This is a genomic window from Polaromonas sp. AER18D-145 (assembly GCF_002379095.1).
In the GTDB taxonomy this organism is placed as follows: domain Bacteria; phylum Pseudomonadota; class Gammaproteobacteria; order Burkholderiales; family Burkholderiaceae_C; genus Polaromonas.
In genome coordinates this window covers 1-18509 of sequence record NZ_NBZV01000028.1, presented here as the reverse complement: position 1 = coordinate 18509, position 18509 = coordinate 1, and the positions used below count along the sequence as shown (strand labels likewise).

At 66.2% G+C, this 18509-nt stretch carries 17 protein-coding genes; 13 read left to right on the top strand and 4 right to left on the bottom strand.

Translation table 11 applies throughout. The annotated features are described in order from the left end of the window. The first annotated feature begins 10 nt into the window (after positions 1 to 10). Genes B7G52_RS14465 through B7G52_RS14450 form a run of 4 tightly spaced genes read left to right on the top strand, consistent with a single transcriptional unit; the run spans position 11 to position 6570 of the window. Entirely contained in the window at positions 11 to 724 is a 714-nt protein-coding gene (locus B7G52_RS14465; RefSeq protein WP_096698263.1) for a CerR family C-terminal domain-containing protein, read from the top strand. Then, positions 721 to 2175: an efflux transporter outer membrane subunit gene (locus B7G52_RS14460; protein WP_096698262.1), complete on the top strand. Its 1455-nt coding sequence runs from the start codon at positions 721 to 723 to the stop codon at positions 2173 to 2175. The genes B7G52_RS14465 and B7G52_RS14460 overlap by 4 nt, the downstream gene beginning before the upstream one ends. A 48-nt stretch (positions 2176 to 2223) precedes the next feature. After that, complete coding sequence (locus tag B7G52_RS14455) at positions 2224 to 3399, top strand: efflux RND transporter periplasmic adaptor subunit (protein WP_096698261.1); 1176 nt, start codon at positions 2224 to 2226, stop codon at positions 3397 to 3399. A gap of 9 nt (positions 3400 to 3408) precedes the next feature. After that, positions 3409 to 6570, top strand: coding sequence for an efflux RND transporter permease subunit (locus B7G52_RS14450; RefSeq protein WP_096698260.1), 3162 nt, complete (start codon positions 3409 to 3411; stop codon positions 6568 to 6570). A 113-nt stretch (positions 6571 to 6683) separates the two neighbouring features. On the opposite strand, the gene rfaE2 is transcribed toward B7G52_RS14450, so the two are convergent. The 3 genes from rfaE2 to B7G52_RS14435 all read right to left on the bottom strand — a co-directional run bounded on the left by rfaE2 (position 6684) and on the right by B7G52_RS14435 (position 9331). Further along, positions 6684 to 7190: a D-glycero-beta-D-manno-heptose 1-phosphate adenylyltransferase gene (gene rfaE2 / locus B7G52_RS14445; RefSeq protein WP_096698259.1), complete on the bottom strand. Its 507-nt coding sequence runs from the start codon at positions 7188 to 7190 to the stop codon at positions 6684 to 6686. Between the two features lie 59 nt (positions 7191 to 7249). Continuing rightward, positions 7250 to 8119 carry a ferritin gene (locus B7G52_RS14440; protein WP_096698258.1) on the bottom strand — a complete coding sequence of 290 codons (870 nt, stop codon included), beginning with the start codon at positions 8117 to 8119 and terminating at the stop codon, positions 7250 to 7252. A 204-nt stretch (positions 8120 to 8323) separates the two neighbouring features. Beyond that, on the bottom strand, positions 8324 to 9331 hold the full coding sequence (locus tag B7G52_RS14435) for a MerR family transcriptional regulator (RefSeq protein ID WP_096698257.1): 1008 nt from the start codon (positions 9329 to 9331) through the stop codon (positions 8324 to 8326). Positions 9332 to 9455: 124 nt separating this feature from the next. Here B7G52_RS14435 and B7G52_RS14430 point away from each other — a divergent pair, with 124 nt between their 5' ends. The 9 genes from B7G52_RS14430 to B7G52_RS14390 all read left to right on the top strand — a co-directional run bounded on the left by B7G52_RS14430 (position 9456) and on the right by B7G52_RS14390 (position 17623). After that, positions 9456 to 10052 carry a glutathione peroxidase gene (locus B7G52_RS14430; protein ID WP_096698256.1) on the top strand — a complete coding sequence of 199 codons (597 nt, stop codon included), beginning with the start codon at positions 9456 to 9458 and terminating at the stop codon, positions 10050 to 10052. 348 nt (positions 10053 to 10400) lie between these two features. Beyond that, positions 10401 to 11726 carry an NAD(P)/FAD-dependent oxidoreductase gene (locus B7G52_RS14425; RefSeq protein WP_096698255.1) on the top strand — a complete coding sequence of 442 codons (1326 nt, stop codon included), beginning with the start codon at positions 10401 to 10403 and terminating at the stop codon, positions 11724 to 11726. A gap of 176 nt (positions 11727 to 11902) precedes the next feature. Then, complete coding sequence (locus tag B7G52_RS14420; RefSeq protein ID WP_240523465.1) at positions 11903 to 12658, top strand: DUF1365 domain-containing protein; 756 nt, start codon at positions 11903 to 11905, stop codon at positions 12656 to 12658. Continuing rightward, positions 12655 to 13905, top strand: a complete 1251-nt coding sequence (locus B7G52_RS14415) for a cyclopropane-fatty-acyl-phospholipid synthase family protein (RefSeq protein ID WP_096698253.1) — start codon at positions 12655 to 12657, stop codon at positions 13903 to 13905. The genes B7G52_RS14420 and B7G52_RS14415 overlap by 4 nt, the downstream gene beginning before the upstream one ends. Before the next feature lie 110 nt (positions 13906 to 14015). After that, the gene (locus B7G52_RS14410; RefSeq protein ID WP_240523464.1) at positions 14016 to 14477 is read left to right on the top strand and encodes a chalcone isomerase family protein; all 462 of its coding nucleotides are present in this window, start codon (positions 14016 to 14018) and stop codon (positions 14475 to 14477) included. Beyond that, positions 14474 to 15760 carry an MFS transporter gene (locus B7G52_RS14405; RefSeq protein WP_096698251.1) on the top strand — a complete coding sequence of 429 codons (1287 nt, stop codon included), beginning with the start codon at positions 14474 to 14476 and terminating at the stop codon, positions 15758 to 15760. Before B7G52_RS14410 ends, B7G52_RS14405 begins: the two co-directional genes overlap by 4 nt. After that, on the top strand, positions 15757 to 16317 hold the full coding sequence (locus B7G52_RS14400; RefSeq protein ID WP_096698250.1) for a DUF3833 domain-containing protein: 561 nt from the start codon (positions 15757 to 15759) through the stop codon (positions 16315 to 16317). The genes B7G52_RS14405 and B7G52_RS14400 overlap by 4 nt, the downstream gene beginning before the upstream one ends. An 87-nt stretch (positions 16318 to 16404) precedes the next feature. Beyond that, on the top strand, positions 16405 to 17175 hold the full coding sequence (locus B7G52_RS14395) for an SDR family oxidoreductase (protein WP_096698249.1): 771 nt from the start codon (positions 16405 to 16407) through the stop codon (positions 17173 to 17175). 7 nt (positions 17176 to 17182) lie between these two features. After that, positions 17183 to 17623, top strand: coding sequence for a nuclear transport factor 2 family protein (locus B7G52_RS14390; protein ID WP_096698248.1), 441 nt, complete (start codon positions 17183 to 17185; stop codon positions 17621 to 17623). Between the two features lie 224 nt (positions 17624 to 17847). On the opposite strand, the gene B7G52_RS14385 is transcribed toward B7G52_RS14390, so the two are convergent. Next, a complete protein-coding gene (locus tag B7G52_RS14385; RefSeq protein WP_096698247.1) occupies positions 17848 to 18474 on the bottom strand; it encodes a glutathione S-transferase family protein in 627 nt (208 codons plus the stop codon). Positions 18475 to 18509 lie beyond the last annotated feature (35 nt).

The following is an 18509-nucleotide window of genomic DNA, read 5'->3' as shown; positions in this document are numbered from 1 at the left end:
AATCGGGCCCATGAAACCCTCCCTGCCTGCCCGCCCCCCCGCCAGCGGACCCGAAGCCCGCAAGCAACGCGCCGACGGTGCCGAAGCGCGGGCCCACCTGCTGCTCAGCGCCCTGAAACTGTTCGCCGAAAAGGGCTTTGCCAAAACATCGACGCGCGAAATTGCGCAGGCGGCCGGTGCCAACCTTGCCGCCATCAGCTACTACTTTGGCGACAAGGCCGGGCTGTACCGCGCGGTCTTCACCGAACCGCTGGGCAAGCCCTGCGACGACGTTACGCGCTTCCTGCCGGCGCACCTGACCCTGCGGCAGGCCCTGGAAGGTTTTATTTCGGGCTTTCTGGAGCCCCTGAAGCTGGGCGACCTGGTGCAACAGCTGACCCGCCTGCACTTTCGCGAAATGCTGGAACCGACTGGGCTGTGGGCCGAGCAGCTCGACAACAACATCCTGCCGGCGCACGCCGCACTGGTGGAAGTGCTGAGCCGCCATCTGGGCGTCACAACACCCGACGACGATGTGCACAGGCTGGCGTTTTCCATCACCGGGCTGGCCATGCAGACCTTCATCAGCCGCGACCTGATCGTGACGGTCCGGCCGCAACTGATTGCCACGCCCCCAGCCATCGACCTGTGGGCCGCGCGCCTGGTGGATTTTGCCGAGGCCATGGTCGCGGTGGAACGCGCCCGGCGCCAGCCCGCCCTTCCCGTGAAAAAGAACAAGCCATGAGAAAAATCCGTTACACCGCCTGCGCCCTAGTGCCGCTGCTGCTGGGCGCCTGCGCCCTGCAAAGCCCGCCGGCAGCGGTGTCTGCCAACAGCCCCTCGCAATGGTTTGCCCCCTTGCCGGCACAAGCCGGCAACGCCGGCCTGCCGCACAACGGCGCCCTGACCGACCTGACCCAGTGGTGGTGGCAGCAGGGCGACCCCTTGCTGGTCGAACTGATCGCCGCCGCCCAGGCGGTGAGCCCGACCGTGGCCACGGCGCGGTCCCGCATCGAGCAGGCCCGCGCCACGCGGGTGGCCGCCGGTGCGGCCCTGCTGCCTTCGCTCGATGCCACGGCCAGCGCCAGCCGGGGCCGGTCGCAGCCGCCGTCCGGGCCCGGCCCGGCACCGGTCACCACCACCACGCAGACCGGCCTGCAGGCGAGCTGGGAAATCGACGTGTTCGGCGGCCGGCTGGCCGGCCGCGATGCCGCCGGCGAACGCCTGGCCGGCGCCCGGGCGCAGTGGCATGACGCACGCGTCTCGGTGGCGGCGGAGGTGGCCAACCAGTACTACAGCCTGCGCACCTGCCGCCAGCTCGAGGCCGTGACACGGGCCGATGCGACCTCGCGTGGCGAGACGGCGCGCCTGTCGGGACTGAGCACCGGCGCCGGTTTCACCGCACCGGCCACCGACGCGCTGGCACGCGCCAGTGCGGCCGAAGCCAGCAGCCGGGCCACGCAACAGCGCGCCCAGTGTGAGCTCGACCTGAAGGCGCTGGTGGCCCTGACCGGCCTGGCCGAACCGGACATAAGGCAAAAAGTGGCTACAGCGCCCAATCTGTCTGCGTCAGCAGCTATGATTTCAATAGCTAGCGTGCCGGCCAGCGCCCTCGCGCAGCGTCCGGATGTGTTCAACGCAGAGCGCGATGTCGCGGCTGCCAGCGCCGAGGTCGGCAGCGCCCAGGCCGAGCGTTACCCGCGCCTGAGCCTGAGCGGCGCCATCGGCAGCTCGCGTTTTCGCGCCAGCGGCGTGACCACCACACTGGACACCTGGTCCATCGGCCCGCTGGCCTTGACCTTGCCGCTGTTCGATGGCGGCCGCCGCGCGGCCGACGTCGATGCGGCGCAGGCGCGTTACGAGGAAGCGGCCGCGCTGTACCGCGCGCGGGTGCGGCAGGCCGTGCGCGAGGTCGAGGAAGCCCTGGTCACGCTGCAAAGCACCGCCGAACGCGAAGGCGATGCCCAGACCGCGGTGACCGGTTACCGCACGTCCTTTACCGGCACCGACGCGCGTTACCGCCATGGCCTGGCCAGCCTCGTTGAACTGGAAGACGCGCGGCGCGCGCAACTCGGTGCCGACACCGCCCTGGCCACGCTGCAGCGCGAACGCTGGTCGGCCTGGGTGGCGCTGTACCGCGCCATGGGCGGCGGCTGGACGCCGGCCATGGCCGGCTCCGAAGCCGCCAGGCCCTGAGCTTTTCTTCTCTCCTCTTGACTGTCCCTGTTTGATTCCAAGAACACCATGAAAAAATTCAAACTCAAACCCGTTGCCGTGATCGCCATCGTTGTGGCCGTGGTGGCAGCAGGCGCCTTCTTTTTCCTTTCTTCCGGAAAGTCCGGGGACGCTGCGGCAGACGCCAAGGCCGCGCCCAAGCCGGCCCTGACCGTGACCGCCGCGCAGCCGCAGCCGGCTCGCCTGCCCCTCACGCTGGCCGCCAACGGCAACATCGTGGCCTGGCAGGAAGCCATCATCGGCTCCGAATCGAACGGCCTGCGCCTGACCGAGGTGCGGGTCAATGTCGGCGACGTGGTCCAGGCCGGCCAGGTGCTGGCGACCTTTTCAACCGAAAGCGTGCAGGCCGATGTGGCACAGGCGCGCGCCAGCCTGCTGGAAGCGCAGGCCAGCGCGGCCGACGCCGCGGCCAATGCCGAACGCGCGCGCACGCTGCAGGACTCGGGGGCGCTGAGCACCCAGCAGATCAACCAGTACCTGACGACCGAAAAAACCGCCCGGGCGCGTGCCGAGGCGGCGCAGGCCGTGCTGGGCGCGCAGCAGCTGCGCGGCCGGCAAACCCGGGTGCTGGCACCCGACAGCGGCGTGATTTCTGCGCGCACCGCCACCGTGGGTGCTGTCGTCAGCGCCGGCACCGAGCTGTTTCGTCTCATCCGTAAAGGCCGGCTCGAGTGGCGCGCCGAAGTGACCTCGGCCGAACTCGGCCGCATCACGGCCGGCACCACGGCAGTCGTGCGCCCCGCCAGCGGTGGCGAGATCCAGGGCCGCGTGCGCATGATTGCGCCCACGGTCGATCCGCAGACGCGCTCGGCGCTGGTGTATGTCGATCTGCCCGTCCTGCCCGCCAAAAATTCGCCCGCCAAGGCAGGCATGTTCGCGCGTGGCGAGTTCAACCTCGGCAGTTCGGACGCGCTGACGGTGCCGCAACGCGCCATCGTCGTGCGCGACGGCTTCAACTTCGTGTTCCGCCTGGCACCCGACAACCGCGTCAGCCAGGTCAAGGTGGTGACCGGCCGGCTCGCCGGCGACCGGGTCGAGGTCCTCTCCGGCCTGGCGCCCGAAACACGCATCGTGGTCGATGGCGCCGGCTTCCTCAACGATGGCGACCTCGTCCGTGTGTCTGAAATGATCGAGTCAAAACAGGCACCATCCCCCGCCAACCCTGCCTCAGCCGCTACGAAATAAGGAGCGACCATGAACGTTTCCTCCTGGTCGATCAAGAATCCGATTCCCGCGATCATGCTGTTTGTGCTGCTGAGTTTTGCCGGCATGTTGTCGTTCAAGGCGATCAAGGTGCAAAACTTTCCCGACATCGACCTGCCGACCGTCAGCATCTCGGCCTCGCTGCCGGGCGCCGCGCCGGCGCAACTCGAAACCGAGGTCGCGCGCAAGCTCGAGAACTCGATTGCCACGGTGCAGGGCCTCAAACACATCTACACCAAGGTGCAGGATGGCGGCGTCACCATCACGGCCGAGTTCCGCCTCGAAAAACCGGTGCAGGAAGCCGTCGACGACGTGCGTTCGGCGGTCGCGCGCGTGCGCTCCGACCTGCCCGGCGATGTGCGTGACCCGATTGTCAGCAAGGTGGAGCTGGCCGGCCAGCCGGTGCTGGCCTTCACCATCAGCTCGCCGCACATGGATGCCGAGGCGTTGTCCTGGTTTGTCGACAACACGGTCTCGCGCAAGCTGCTGGCCGTGCGCGGCGTGGGAGCGGTCAACCGCGTGGGCGGCGTGACACGCGAGGTGCGCGTGGCGCTTGATCCCTCGAAGCTGCAGGCGCTGGGCGCCAGTGCCGCCGACATCTCGCGCCAGCTCAAGCAGGTGCAGACCGAAAGCGCGGGCGGCCGCACCGACCTGGGCGGCAGCGAGCAGCCCGTGCGCACGCTGGCCACCGTCAAGTCGGCGCAGGAGCTGGGCCGGCTGGAGCTGGCGCTCAGCGACGGCCGGCGCATCCGGCTCGACCAGGTGGCCACGGTCAGCGACACCGTCGCCGACCCGCGTTCGGCCGCGCTGCTCGACGGTAAGCCCGTCGTCGGCTTTGAAGTAGCGCGCAGCCGCGGCGAAAGCGAAGTCACGGTGGGTGCCGCGGTGCAGGTGGCACTGGCCGAACTGAAGGTGCAGCATCCCGACCTGGTGCTGACCGAAGCCTTCAATTTCGTCAAACCGGTCGAGGAAGAATACGACGGCTCCATGGCCCTGCTCTACGAGGGCGCACTGCTGGCCGTGCTGGTGGTCTGGCTGTTTCTGCGCGACTGGCGCGCCACCTTCGTGTCGGCCGTGGCGCTGCCGCTGTCGGTGATTCCGGCCTTCATCGGCATGTACCTGCTGGGGTTTTCGATCAACGTCGTGACGCTGCTGGCACTGTCGCTGGTGATCGGCATCCTGGTCGATGATGCGATTGTCGAGGTGGAAAACATCGTGCGGCATCTGCGCATGGGCAAGACACCCTACCAGGCGGCCATGGAAGCGGCCGACGAGATTGGCCTGGCGGTGGTGGCCACCACCTTCACACTGATCGCCGTGTTCCTGCCGACCGCTTTCATGAGCGGCGTGGCCGGCAAGTTTTTCAAGCAGTTCGGCTGGACCGCCTCGCTGGCGGTGTTTGCCTCGCTGGTGGTGGCGCGTGTCCTCACGCCCATGATGGCGGCCTACCTCCTCAAGCCCATCGTCGGCGACCACAAGGACCCGGGCTGGATGCGCGCGTACATGCGCATGGCCACCTGGTGCCTGAAGCACCGCGTGACCACCATGGTCGCAGCCACGGTTTTTTTCATCGGTTCCATCCTGCTGATTCCGCTGCTGCCCACCGGCTTCATTCCACCCGACGACAACTCGCAAACACAGGTGTATATCGAGCTGCCCCCCGGTTCCAGCCTGGCGCAGACCAAGGCGTCGGCCGAGCAGGCCCGGCAACTGGTCAGCAAGGTCGAGCATGTGCGCAGCGTCTACACCACCATAGGCGGCGGCAGCGCCGGCAGCGACCCCTTCGCCATGTCCGGTGCGGCCGAAACGCGCAAGGCCACCTTGACGGTCCTACTGACCGAGCGGACTGAAAGGCCGCGCAAGCAGGGCATTGAGAACAAGATGCGCGCAGCCCTGGAAGCCCTGCCCGGTGTACGCACCAAGGTTGGCCTGGGTGGTTCCGGTGAGAAATACGTGCTGGTGCTGACCGGTGAAGACCCGGTGGCCTTGCAGGCGGCGGCGCTGGCGGTGGAAAAAGACCTGCGCACCGTGCCTGGCCTCGGCAGCGTGGCGTCCACCGCCAGCCTGATCCGGCCCGAGATCGCCGTGCGGCCCGACTTCGCACGCGCGGCCGACTTTGGCGTGACGAGCGCGGCCATCGGCGAAACGCTGCGTATTGCGACCCTGGGCGACTACGACGTGTCCTTGCCCAAACTGAACCTGCCCGAACGCCAGGTACCGATTGTGGTGAAGTTGGCCGACGCGGCGCGGCAGGACCTCAGCGTGCTCGAGCGCCTCTCGGTGCCGGGCGCCAAAGGCCCGGTGATGCTGGGCCAGGTCGCAACGCTGGAGATCGCCGGCGGGCCGGCCATCATCGACCGTTACGACCGCTCGCGCAATGTCAACTTCGAGATCGAGCTGTCCGGCCTGCCGCTGGGCGACGTGACCAAGGCGGTGCAGGAGCTGCCCGCGGTGAAAAACCTGCCGGCCGGTGTCAAGGTGGTGGAAATCGGCGACGCCGAAGTCATGGGCGAGCTGTTTGCCAGTTTCGGCCTGGCCATGCTGACCGGCGTGCTGTGCATCTACATCGTGCTGGTGCTGCTGTTCAAGGACTTCCTGCACCCGGTGACGATTCTGGCCGCCTTGCCGCTGTCCCTGGGTGGCGCCTTTGTTGGCTTGCTGATTGCGCAGAAGAGTTTCTCCATGCCCTCGCTGATCGGCCTGATCATGCTGATGGGCATCGCGACCAAAAACTCCATCCTGCTGGTCGAGTACGCCATCGTGGCGCGCCGCGGCAACGACGGCAGCAACGGCCACCCGGTGGTGGCGCCGATGTCGCGCCGCGACGCGCTGCTGGACGCCTGCCACAAGCGGGCCCGGCCCATCATCATGACCACGCTGGCCATGGGCGCCGGCATGATGCCGATCGCCTTTGGCTTCGGTGCGGCCGACCCGAGCTTTCGCTCGCCCATGTCGATTGCCGTGATCGGCGGACTGATCACCTCCACGGTGCTGAGCCTGCTGGTGGTGCCGGCGGTGTTCACCTACATCGACGACATCGAGCGCGGCTTCAAGCGCCTGGCAAACCGGTTGCGCGGCCGCAAAGAATCGCCCGAGACGGGGCAGGCGACGCTGGCGGCCGATGTGAAGCCGGCGCAATTGCCGGCGCCCTGAGCAGGAGGCAGCCCCCGGCCCACGCTGACATGTGAACGAAAATAGCCTCCAGCCCTTATTTCACGGGCGCCACCAGCTATTGAATCAATAGCACTTCGGGGGCAGAAACAGGCTCAGGGGACCTGGCGGATCTTGCGTACCAGCGCGCTGGTCGAGTAGCCGTCGACAAACGGAACCGCCAGCGCCTGGCCGCCGTAACTCCGGACCACCGCGGTCTCGGCGAGCTTGTCCATGTCGTAGTCGCCGCCCTTGACCAGGATGTCGGGCCTGAGCTCGGTAATGAGCGCCAACGGGGTGTCCTCGTCAAACCAGGTGACCAGGCTCACCGATTCGAGCGCCGCCATCAGCACGGCGCGGTCTTCCTCGTTGTTGAGCGGGCGGTCCGGACCCTTGCCGAGGCGCCGGGCCGACGCATCGGTGTTGAGCGCCACCACCAGGCTGGCGCCCAATGCACGTGCGCGGGCCAGGTAGGTCGCATGGCCGCGGTGCAGCACGTCAAACACACCGTTGGTGAACACCACCGGCCGCGGCAATGCAGCGGCACGCTGCGCCGCCTGGTCGCGGGAAACGATTTTTTGCGTGAACGAGGGAGAAGAAGGGGGAGGTGATGCGCCTTGCATCACGCCACTTTAACGGAAAGGCCGTCGCATCCTCTCCACCAGCGGGCCGCCGCCCGCCATCAGGCGCCGGTGACCACCGGTGGTGGCGCGACCGATGTCGCGATTTCCTTGCTCAGTTCCTTGCGGTAGCGGTTGAGCTCCTGCACGGTCTTGAAACTCTGGTTCATCAGCAGGCTCATGTTGTGCAGGATGCGCTCGACCACCTTGCCTTCCCAGGCGGCGTCGAAATCGATCTGCTTGTCCAGCCAGTGCTCCAGCCACTCGGGGTTGGGCAGGCGCGACTGGATGGTGTCGCGCGGAAACAGGGCCTTGTTGACGTGCAGGTTGGTCGGGTGCAGGGCCTGCGCGGTGCGCCGGGCGCTGGCCATCAACACGCCGACCTTGGTGAAGGCGGCCTTGGCGTCGTTGCCGAAGTTGTTGATGGCGCGTTTCATGTAGCGCAGGTAGGCCCCGCCGTGGCGCGCCTCGTCCTGGCTGAGCTGGGTGTAGATCTGCTTGATCACGGGTTCGGTGTGCCACTCGCTGGCACGCCGGTACCAGTGGTTGAGCCGGATTTCGCCGCAGAAATGCAGCATCAGCGTCTCCAGCGGCGGGGCCGGCTCGAACTCGAAGCGCACCTCGTGCAGCTCTTTTTCGGTGGGGGCCAGCTCGGGGCGGAAGCGCCGCAGGTACTCCATCAGCACCAGCGAATGTTTCTGCTCTTCAAAAAACCAGATCGACATGAAGGCGGAAAAGTCGCTGTCGTCCTTGTTGTCGCGCAGAAACATCTCGGTGGCCGGCAGCGCAGCCCACTCGGTGATGGCATTCATCTTGATGGTCTGCGCCTGCTCGTCGGTCAGCTTGGACGCGTCGAAACTCGCCCAGGGAATGTCCTTGTCCATGTCCCATCGGACGGATTCGAGCTGTTTGAAAAGTTCTGGATAAAGCATAGACACTCCTTACGCGGCACACACCGCAGTAGATTCACTCTGATTTTAGGGGCTGAATGTGACAAGCTTTTTCAAGCAGGCTTTTCAGCCCTCTTCCATGCAGGGCTCAGGGCATGGCGTGATTTGCACGCCTCTTCAACTCTTCTACACCGTTGCGCCGGCCCTGGGTAGCGGCCAAAGCCGCCAGAAAGCAGCCACGCCGGATCAGGGCTGCGTCCGGCGCCAGCGCTGGAGTTCCGGCTCGATGGCGGCAAAACTGTCCAGCACCCGCACGCCCGGCAGGCCGCGGCGCTGCAGGACGGGACAGGCGCCCCCGGTCCAGATCTCGACCGCCGGCGGCAACAAACCGCGCAGGTCGCCCAGCCCCTGCGTCACGTCCTTGGGGTTGAGGCTGGCGCTGAAGCTGAGCACCACGATCTGCGCGCCGTGCGCCGACACCGCGCGGGCGATGTCGGGCACCGGCGTCTGCACGCCCAGCGACAGGCAGTTGCAGCCCTGCAGGGCCAGAAAGGTTTCGGCCATCAGCAGGCCCAGCCCGTGCGACTCCTGCGGAAACGTGGTCAGCAACACCCGGGGCGACGCGACGCCGGCCACGCCCAGGCTGCTGATGCCGTGGCGCAGCACGGCCGTCACCGACTCGGTGTAGAAATGCTCCTCGAAAACTTCCAGCCGGCCATCCATCCAGGCGTCGCCGATCAAGGTGTTGAGTGGCGCCACCAGCGTGCTGACGAATGCCGCCAGGCCCAGCTCCTGCACGGCAGCAGCCAGGGTGCGGCGCAGGCCCAGCGCGTCGTGGCGCTTGACCAGCTCAAAACAGGCCTGGATCTGCGGCGCGAGAACGTCGGCCGCCGCTGTGGCGGTCTTGGCGGTCTTGCCGCGCTGCACCTGGGACCGCTGCTTGTTGCCGCCGGTCTGGCGGCCCAGGGCCTGCAGCTCGGCATGCGGCAAACCCACCACCTGCCCGGGCCGGTGCCCGGTGTCCAGCAGGCGCTTGATCAGCCGCAGCTGCTCGAGCTGCTCGCGTGAATACAGGCGCTCACCGTGGACGTCGCGGCGAGGCACGGGAAACAGGTAACGACGCTCCCAGACCCGCAAGGTGTCCTTGGACAGGCCGGTGTCACGCTCGACCGCGGCAATCGTGAAGCCGGGGGCACAGGCGTCGGCCTGGCGGGAAATGACCGGACCGGGCAGGGAGGGATCGGGGGACGGCATGCTTGAATCTGGTCGGGCCCCCACTGCGTATTTTTGGCAGTCAGGCGCAGTTTTCCGGTAGTTTGATCCTGTGGCGCACAGACCGCGCCACAAGGCCTTCCATTATTCAACAGCGAGCAAGATCATGAAGCACCCGTTTCTCAAACCCTGGCTGCTGCTGGCGCTGCTGGCCGGCATGGCGGCCCTCACGCCCGTCCGCGCGGCCACCCCCGGCGCTGTTGCGGCCCCCGGGGCGCCGGTCTGCGCGCCCTTGCTGCAACACAGCTTCTTGCGTCTGCAGGACGAAAAGCCCCAGTCCCTCTGCCAGTACAGCGGCAAGGTGCTGGTGGTGGTCAATACCGCCAGCTTCTGCGGTTTCACCCGCCAATACGCGGGCCTTGAGGCGCTGTATGCGCGCTACCGCGACCAAGGCCTGGTGGTGCTGGGCTTTCCGTCCAACGACTTCTCCCAGGAAAGCGGCAGCAACAAGGAGATCGCCGATTTCTGCGAAAACACCTTTGGTGTGAAGTTTCCGATGTTCGTCAAATCCGGCGTGACCGGCAAAACAGCCAACCCGCTGTTTCGGCAATTGGCCAACCAGACCGGCCAGCGTCCGCGCTGGAACTTTCACAAGTATGTCGTGGCCCGCGATGGCCAGCGCGTCACCAGCTTCAACACCGCCACCGACCCCAAAGACCCTGAATTTCTGAAGGACATCGAAGAGAAACTTCTAGGCAAATAAATACCAATCAGTAATAATCTAACCAAATAGTCTATTTTAGAACTTATCGGACAAAACCTGCTTTTTCACGCACGCCATTACGCCCCCATTTATCGATGACTTCCGCGACGTTAACGAATTTTTACACCCACCAGCTTGCCCAACAAGGGAACTGTGGGCGGGGCCGCGGACTCACACCTTTGTCGGCACTGGCACGCAAGCGTAACGCCGACAGTCACTGTTTTTTGTTGCGAAGACTTCCGGCCGCTCGCGGTCCGGTTGCAATCCCGGGGCGGTTCTCCTCCTCCTCCCTCCCTCCCTTGTTCGCATCGGGGCGCTTCGCAACATTTTTATCTTCCGGGCTGTGAGATGAGTTCTCCAGCCCGCCCCAAGGTCGCCATCGTCGGCTCCGGCATTTCCGGACTGGCGGTCGCCCACGCCCTGCAGGGCCAGGCCGAACTCACCTTGTTCGAGGCCGGCAGCTATTTTGGCGGCCACACCCACACGGTCGACATCACCCTGCCAACGCCGCAGGGCCCGGTCACCCACGGCGTGGACACCGGCTTTCTGGTCTTCAACGAACGCACCTACCCCCACCTGATCCAGCTGTTTGCGGATCTGGGCGTGGCCACCGCGCGGTCGGACATGTCGTTTTCGGTCAAGATCCCCGGCAGCGGCAAGCGCGGCGCCCTGGAATGGAGCGGCTCCAGCCTGAACACGGTGTTTGCCCAGCGCGGCAACCTCCTGAACTGGAAGTTCTGGCGCATGTTGCGCGACATCATGCGTTTCAACCGCACGGCCACCGCGCTGGCCGAAAGCGGCGCAGAAGCCGCCATGATGCAGCCGCTCGGCGAGTTCCTGCGCGAGGGTCGATTCTCGGCCGAGTTTCGCGACTGGTATTTCCTGCCCATGCTGGGCTGCATCTGGTCCTGCCCGACCGACCAGATGCTGCAGTTCCCGGTGGCCACCATGATCCGCTTCTGCCACAACCACGGCCTGATCCAGGTGGCCGACCGGCCGCAGTGGTGGACGGTAACCGGCGGCGCCCGGCATTACGTTGAAAAAATCGTTGCCGGCATCGCCGACAAACGCCTGAACACGCCGGTGCGCGGCATCGTCCGCGATGCGTTCTCGGCCCATGGCGGCGTGCGCGTGCTCACCAACGGCGCCGACGAACGCTTTGACAAGGTCGTGCTGGCGACCCACTCCGACCAGTCGCTGGCCCTGCTGCAAAGCCCGAGCAGTGCCGAGCGCACGGTGCTGGGCGCCATCAGCTACCAGCCCAACCGCGCCGTGCTGCACACCGACACCTCGGTGCTGCCCGCCAACAAGCTGGCCTGGGCCGCGTGGAACTACGAACGTGCGCAGGACCCGCAGCGCGAGTCGACCCGGGTCTGCCTGCATTACCTGCTGAACATGCTGCAGCCGCTGCCGTTTGCCCAGCCGGTGGTGGTGTCGCTGAATCCGGCGGCCCCGATCGCACCGGCGCACATCATGGGTGAATTCGACTATGCCCATCCGGTTTTTGACGCTGCAGCCATCCGCGCGCAGAAAGAACTGCCCGAACTGCAGGGCCGGCAGCACAGCTATTTCTGCGGCGCCTGGACCGGTTATGGTTTTCACGAAGACGGCCTGAAGTCGGGGCTGGGCGTGGCCAGGCAGCTGTTGCAGGATCTGGCCGGAGCTGCGCCATGAACGCGCCGCCAAGCATGGACGGCGTGCGGAGCGTCGGGGCTGCGTCTGCCCAGGCCAGGGCCGCGGAACCGGCCTTGGCCTGTCCTGAGCTTGTCGAAGGGCCGGGCCGCAGGCGCAGCGCCCCCTTGTCTTGGTTAAGGGGCAGCGCACCGCCGAAGGCTCGCGAAGCGACAAGCGTGGGGGCTCCATTAATAGGTTTTGGCGAGGTGCGGCACACCCGCCTCAAACCCGCTGTCAACGCCTTTAATTACCCCACTTACTTCCTGATGCTGCCGCTGCGCAGCCTGCGCCAGCACGGCAACGGCGCGCTGGCGCGCAACCGCCGCGCGGCCCTGAGCTTTTTTGACCGCGACCATGGCGAGGGCGGCGACGACTGCCTGGCCTGGGTCGATGCGCTGCTGGCGCGCGAAGGCATCACCGACGCCGCCGGCGAAGTCTGGCTGCACACCTACCCGCGTGTGTTCGGCCACACCTTCAAGCCGGTCAGCTTCTGGTATTGCCACAATGCCGCCGGCGCGTTGCGCGCCATCGTCGTCGAAGTCAACAACACCTTTGGCGAGCGCCACTGCTACCTGCTCGACCACCCACGGTATGGCCAGGAACTGCAGGCCGTCAAGGTGTTTCATGTGTCGCCGTTCTGCACGCTGGATGGTTTTTACCGCTTTCGATTCATGCGTGTCAGCAACGAAGGTGTCGAGAAAACGCTGGCCCGCATCGATTACGACGACGCATCGGGGCCGCTGCTGCAAACCAGCGTCGCCGGCACGCTGCAGGTCCTGAGCGCGGCAACGCTGCGCCAGGCCCTGTGGCGTTATCCGGCGATGACGCTGGGTGTGGTCGCCCGCATTCACTGGCAAGCCTTCAAGCTCTGGCGCAAACGTGTGCCCTTTGTCAGCAAACCCCAAACTCCTGAAGTATTCGTGACGCGATGAACACTGCCAGCAACTCCTCGACTTCTTCTGCCAACGGCGCTTCATTCGCGCTGCCCAGCGGCGCACCGGCCGCCGCACGCACGGCCTTCAAGCTGCTGTCACGCCTCAAGCATGGCACGTTGACCCTGCAGCTGCCCGACGGCAGCATGCAGCGCTTCGGCTCGGGCGAGGGGCCCACGGCCAGCCTGCGGCTGGTGAACTGGAAGGTCTGCAGCGCCGCGCTGCGTTCGGGCGATATCGGTTTTGCCGAAAGTTTCATCGCCGGCGACTGGACCACACCGCACCTGACCGAGCTGCTGCGCGTGCTGATCGTCAACCGCAAGGAAGTCGAGGACGTGATCTACGGCACCTGGCTGGGCCGCCTGGCCTACCGCGTCAAGCACCTGCTCAACCGCAACACCAAGGCCAACAGCCAGAAAAACATCCACGCGCACTACGACCTCGGCAATGCCTTTTACGAGTTGTGGCTGGACGGCACGATGAATTATTCGGCGGCGATTTTCGAGACACCGCAGACTTCGATGAAGGACGCGCAGCATGCCAAGGTCAGGCGCGCGCTGCGCATGGCCGGTGTGCAGCCTGGCGACCGCGTGCTGGAAATTGGCTGCGGCTGGGGCGCCCTGGCCGAAATGGCCGCCACCGAATTTGACGCCTCCGTCGTCGGCGTGACGCTGAGCACCGAGCAGCTCGCCTGGGCGCAACAACGCATGACCCGCGTGGGCGCGGCCAACAAGGCCGATCTGCGTCTGCAGGACTACCGCGACATCGGAAAAACCAGCGGCGATGCGCCATTTGATGCGATCTGCTCGATCGAGATGGTCGAAGCCGTCGGACGGGAATACTGGCCCACCTACTTCCAGACGGTGGCGCGCCTGCTCAAGCCCGGCGGACAGGCCTGCGTGCAGAGCATCGTGATTGCCGACGCGCTGTTTGAACGCTACGTCTCGTCCACCGACTTCATCCAGCAATACATCTTTCCGGGCGGTTGCCTGCCCTGCCCGACCGAGTTCCGCGCCCAGGCGCGCGCCGCCGGGCTCGAGGTGATCGACGAGTTTTCGTTTGGCCAGGACTATGCGCACACGCTCAGGCTGTGGCGCGAACAGTTCATGGCGCAAGAGTCACGGGTGCTCCAGCTCGGGTTTGACAAGAGGTTTATCCGCATATGGGAGTTCTATCTGGCCTACTGCGAAGCAGCCTTCGCCCAGGCCAACACCGACGTGGTGCAGTACACGCTGCGCAAGATCTGACGAGCGCGCTGCTACTGGCGCTGGCGCTGGGCATCGGCGCCGGAGCCGCCGCGCCGGCTGCCGCGCAGACAGGCACCGAAACCGCCGCGGGCAGCGCCAGGCCACCGGAATTGCTGGAGGCCCTGCCCCAAGGAAGGTTGCTGGGCGGCGGCCGCCTGCGTGTTTTCGGTTTTCAGGTCTACGACGCCCGGCTGTGGGCGGGGCCCGGCTTCCGCGTGGACAGCTTTGCCAGCCAGGCGCTGGCGCTGGAGCTCAGCTACCTGCGCGCTTTCGAGGGCCAGGCGATCGCCGAACGCTCGATCACGGAAATGCGGCGCGCCGCGCCGGTCAGCGACGACCTGGCGGAGCAGTGGCTGGCCGCGCTGCGCAGGGTGCTGCCCGATGTCAAAAAAGGCGACCGCATCATGGGTGTGCACCGGCCCGGGGTGGGTGCGGCCTTCTGGTTGAATGGCAAGCCGCTGGGCGAGATCCGCGACGCGGCGTTCGCCCAACGCTTCTTCGGCATCTGGCTGGCGCCCGGCACCTCGGAGCCCGGCCTGCGCAATGCGCTGGTGGCCGGAGCAGGCCCGTGACCCCTGCCGCCGCCCCGGGCGCTTTTGGCACCCGCAACGGCCTGGCCTACGGCCTGCTGGGCCTGCCGCTGGCTTTTGTGGCCCTGCCGCTGTACGTGATCCTGCCCAACCACTACGCCCGTGAATTCGGCGTGCCGCTGGCCACACTGGGCGCGGTGCTGCTCGGTGCGCGCCTGTTTGATGCCCTGATCGATCCCCTGCTGGGCCGCCTGAGCGACCGCCTGTTTGCACACTCGGCCAGGGCGGTGCTGGGACTGGGCGCCATCGCCGCGCTGGTGTTGGCGCTCGGGTTCGCGCTGCTGTTTTTTCCGCTGGTGAGCGCGCCGTCGGCGCTGGTGGTCTGGGCCAGCCTGATGCTGATGCTGACTTATGCCGGCTACAGCGCGCTCAGCGTCTCGCACCAGTCCTGGGGCGCGATGCTGGGCGGCGACGAACGCCAGCGCAGCCGCATCGTCGCCTGGCGCGAGGGCCTGGGCCTGGTCGGCGTGGTGCTCGCGTCGATCACGCCGGTCGTCTTCGGGCTGCCGGCCAGCACCGTGCTGTTTTTTGTGGCCCTGACGATGGGCTGGCTGGCCTGGGCGCGCGCCGACCGGCCGGTGCCGCGGCAGGCATCCGCGGGCCCCCATGTGGCGACGTCGATCTGGCTACCGTTTCGCCAGCCGGGCTTTCGCCGCCTGCTCGCGGTCTTTCTGCTCAATGGCACGGCCAGCGCGGTGCCGGCGACCCTGGTGCTGTTTTTCATCCAGGACCGGCTGCAGGCGCCGGCCAGCCAGGAGCCGCTGTTTCTGGGCAGTTATTTCGTGAGCGCGGCCCTGTCCATCCCGCTGTGGCTGGCGCTGGTCAAACGTATCGGGCTGGCGCCCACCTGGCTGCTGGGCATGCTCCTGGCGATTGCCACCTTCGGCTGGGCCACACAGACAGTGGCCGGGGACACCGCCGGGTTTGTGATCGTCTGCGCCCTGTCCGGCATCGCGCTGGGCACCGACCTGGCGCTGCCCGGCGCGCTGCTGGCCGGCGTGATCCAGGCCAACGGCCAGTCGGGCCGGGCCGAAGGGGCTTACTTCGGCTGGTGGAATTTCGCCATCAAGCTCAACCTGGCGCTGGCCGCCGGACTGGCGCTGCCGCTGCTCGGCCTGTTCGGCTACGCCCCGGGCGCGCGCGACGCGCAGGCGCTGGGCGCACTGCTGGTGGCGTATTGCGTGCTGCCCTGCCTGCTCAAGCTGGCGGCTGCGGCCTGCCTGTATTTTCTTGTCATCAAACACCCGCAAGGGGTCCAACCATGAAGCACGTTCTCCACAGGGGCGCAGCCGCTCTGGCCCTGTCCCTTCCCCTGCTGGTCGGTCTGGCGGGCTGTGCCGGCCCGCAGATCAGCGACTACGCCGCCGAAAAACCGGTGCTCGACATGCGCCAGTATTTCAACGGCACGGTCGATGCGTACGGCGTCTTCACCGACCGCTCGGGCAAGGTGGTCAAACGTTTCACCGTGGTCATGACCTGCAGCTGGCAAGGCCCGCCGGGCGCGGAGACCGGCGTGCTCGACGAAGCCTTCACCTACTCCGACGGCAGCACGGACCGCCGGGTCTGGACGCTCAAGCGCTCACCGGACGGCCGCTACACCGGCACCGCCGCCGACGTGCTGGGGGAAGCCGCCGGCGAGGAAAAGGGCAATGCCTTCCGCTGGGGCTACACGCTGAAGCTGCCGGTGGACGGCCGCGTGATTGAAGTGCAATTCGACGACTGGATGTACCTGATGAACGACAAGGTGTTGCTGAACAAGGCGGTGATGAGCAAGTTCGGCGTCCGGCTCGGCGAGGTCACGCTGTCGTTCGTGAAGCGCTGACCACGCCGTCCCGCTTCAAGCCAAATTGGCCTGTAGCCCTTTACCTATCTGCGCCAATAGCTATCATTTTTATAACAAAACAGCACCATGCCGTACAACCCTCCCCTTCGTGACTGGCACGGCAAAACCGTGTGGCTGGTCGGCGCCTCCAGCGGCATTGGCCAGGCCACGGCGCATGCGCTGCATGAGGCCGGCGCCCGGGTCGTGGTGTCCGCCCGCAATGGCGCGGCGCTGGAAGCCTTTGTGGCCGCCCATCCCGGCGCGCAGGCCCTGACGCTCGACGCGTCGGATGCGGCTGCCGTGCAAGCCGCGGCGCAATCCCTGCTGGCCCAGGGGCCGCTGGACCTGATGATGTATTGCGCGGGTTACTACAGGGAACAACGCGCCACTGGCTTCGACTTGGCGGACATGCTCAGGCACCAGCAGGTCAACTACGTGGGGGCCCTGTATGTGCTCGATGCGGTCTTGCCGGCGATGCTGCAACGCGGCCGTGGTCACCTCAGCCTGGTTGGCAGCGTGGCCGGCTACCGCGGCCTGCCGCAAAGCCTGGCCTACGGCCCGACCAAGGCGGCGCTGATCAACCTGACCGAAACCCTGTACCTGGACCTGCAGGCCAGCGGCGTGGGGGTGAGCCTGGTCAACCCAGGCTTTGTCGAAACACCGCTGACTGCCGGCAACCGGTTCAGCATGCCGGCCCTGATCAGCCCGGCCCAGGCGGCGACGGATATCCTGGCTGGCTGGGCGCGGGGCGAGTTCGAGATCCACTTTCCGAAACGGTTTACGCTCTGGATGAAAACCTTGCGCGTCCTGCCCTACGCGCTGTATTTTCCGGCGATCCGGAAATTCACCGGTCTGTGAGCACCCCATGAACCAAACCCCAAATGCCAAGGTCGCGCCACTGGTGCATTTTTTTGAAACCCTGAGCCCGGCCGGCATCGCGCGCATGGGCGAGTTCTATGCGGCCGACACCTGGTTCAAGGACCCGTTCAACGAGGTGCAGGGCCTGGCGCAGGTGCAGCACATCTTCAGCCACATGTACGTGGCACTGGAGCGCCCGCGTTTTGAGGTAACGGCCCAGGTGGTCGACGGCCGGCAATGTTTCCTGACCTGGAACTTCGAGTTTTATTTCAGGCGGCGCGGGCCACAGCCGTTGCAGACCATTCGCGGCGCCTCGCACATCAGCTTCAACGAGGCCGGCCTGGTGACGCGCCACCGCGACTACTGGGACGCGGCCGAGGAGCTGTATGAAAAGCTGCCGCTGCTGGGCAGCCTGATGCGCTGGCTGAAAAGGCGCGCTGGAACGTAGCCCCCACGGTCGTTCCGTGATTTTCCGTTCGTCCTGAGCCTGTCGAAGGATGTCCCCCGAGGGGGCCGCTGCGCCTGCGGACTGGCCCTTCGACAAGCTCAGGACAGGCCAAGGCCGGATCCGCGGCCCCTGCTGGGTTGAAGATCTTCCGCGGTCGCTACTTTTTTAATAGCTGCCTACAACCATCAGTAAAGGGTTGCAGGCCTTTTTATTCCTGAACCGGCTCAGGAAGGCAGGGTGTCGACAAAACTTGGCCGCTGCGCCAGCTTGTCATACAGCCGGGTCAGGTTGGGGTAGGGGGAGCGCCAGTCGATGTGTGCAAACCGGAAGTCCAGGTAACCGAGCGCACAGCCGACCGCGATGTCGGACAGGCCCAGGTGGATGCCGCTGCAAAAAGGCTTGTCACCCAGGCCGGTGCTCATGGCCCGCACGGTCGTGTCGATCTTGTCCATCTGGCGGTCAATCCAGGCCTGGCAACGCTGCTTGTCGTCACGGCCGGCCCAGGTGGCCTCCAGCCGCGCGAGGATGGCCGCGTCGAGCAGGCCGTCGGCCAGTGCTTCCCAGGTTTTCACCTCGGCGCGTTCGCGGCCCTGCACCGGAATCAGCTTGCCGACCGGCGACAGTGTGTCCAGGTATTCCACGATCACACGCGAGTCGAAAACAGCTTCTTCCGACCCGTTGGCGCCTTCCATGACCAGACAGGGCACCTTGCCCAGCGGATTGGATTCGGACATGGTCGTGCCCGCAGCCCAGACGTCTTCAATGACGAACTGGTAGTCGAGCTTTTTTTCGGCCATCACGATGCGCACTTTGCGCACATAAGGGCTGCCGTAGGATCCAATGAGTTTCATAGTCAATCTTTTGTCGTGGGCCCTGGGGCTTGGGG

Bases quoted from the DNA above. Each gene is read 5' to 3' on its own strand.
- B7G52_RS14415 (WP_096698253.1), top strand. From the start codon at position 12,655: ATGAACACTGCCAGCAACTCCTCGACTTCTTCTGCCAACGGCGCTTCA.
- B7G52_RS14435 (WP_096698257.1), bottom strand. From the start codon at position 9,331: ATGCCGTCCCCCGATCCCTCCCTGCCCGGTCCGGTCATTTCCCGCCAG.
- B7G52_RS14455 (WP_096698261.1), top strand. From the start codon at position 2,224: ATGAAAAAATTCAAACTCAAACCCGTTGCCGTGATCGCCATCGTTGTG.
- rfaE2 (WP_096698259.1), bottom strand. From the start codon at position 7,190: ATGCAAGGCGCATCACCTCCCCCTTCTTCTCCCTCGTTCACGCAAAAA.
- B7G52_RS14425 (WP_096698255.1), top strand. From the start codon at position 10,401: ATGAGTTCTCCAGCCCGCCCCAAGGTCGCCATCGTCGGCTCCGGCATT.
- B7G52_RS14400 (WP_096698250.1), top strand. From the start codon at position 15,757: ATGAAGCACGTTCTCCACAGGGGCGCAGCCGCTCTGGCCCTGTCCCTT.
- B7G52_RS14460 (WP_096698262.1), top strand. From the start codon at position 721: ATGAGAAAAATCCGTTACACCGCCTGCGCCCTAGTGCCGCTGCTGCTG.
- B7G52_RS14395 (WP_096698249.1), top strand. From the start codon at position 16,405: ATGCCGTACAACCCTCCCCTTCGTGACTGGCACGGCAAAACCGTGTGG.
- B7G52_RS14450 (WP_096698260.1), top strand. From the start codon at position 3,409: ATGAACGTTTCCTCCTGGTCGATCAAGAATCCGATTCCCGCGATCATG.
- B7G52_RS14390 (WP_096698248.1), top strand. From the start codon at position 17,183: ATGAACCAAACCCCAAATGCCAAGGTCGCGCCACTGGTGCATTTTTTT.
- B7G52_RS14440 (WP_096698258.1), bottom strand. From the start codon at position 8,119: ATGCTTTATCCAGAACTTTTCAAACAGCTCGAATCCGTCCGATGGGAC.
- B7G52_RS14385 (WP_096698247.1), bottom strand. From the start codon at position 18,474: ATGAAACTCATTGGATCCTACGGCAGCCCTTATGTGCGCAAAGTGCGC.
- B7G52_RS14465 (WP_096698263.1), top strand. From the start codon at position 11: ATGAAACCCTCCCTGCCTGCCCGCCCCCCCGCCAGCGGACCCGAAGCC.
- B7G52_RS14430 (WP_096698256.1), top strand. From the start codon at position 9,456: ATGAAGCACCCGTTTCTCAAACCCTGGCTGCTGCTGGCGCTGCTGGCC.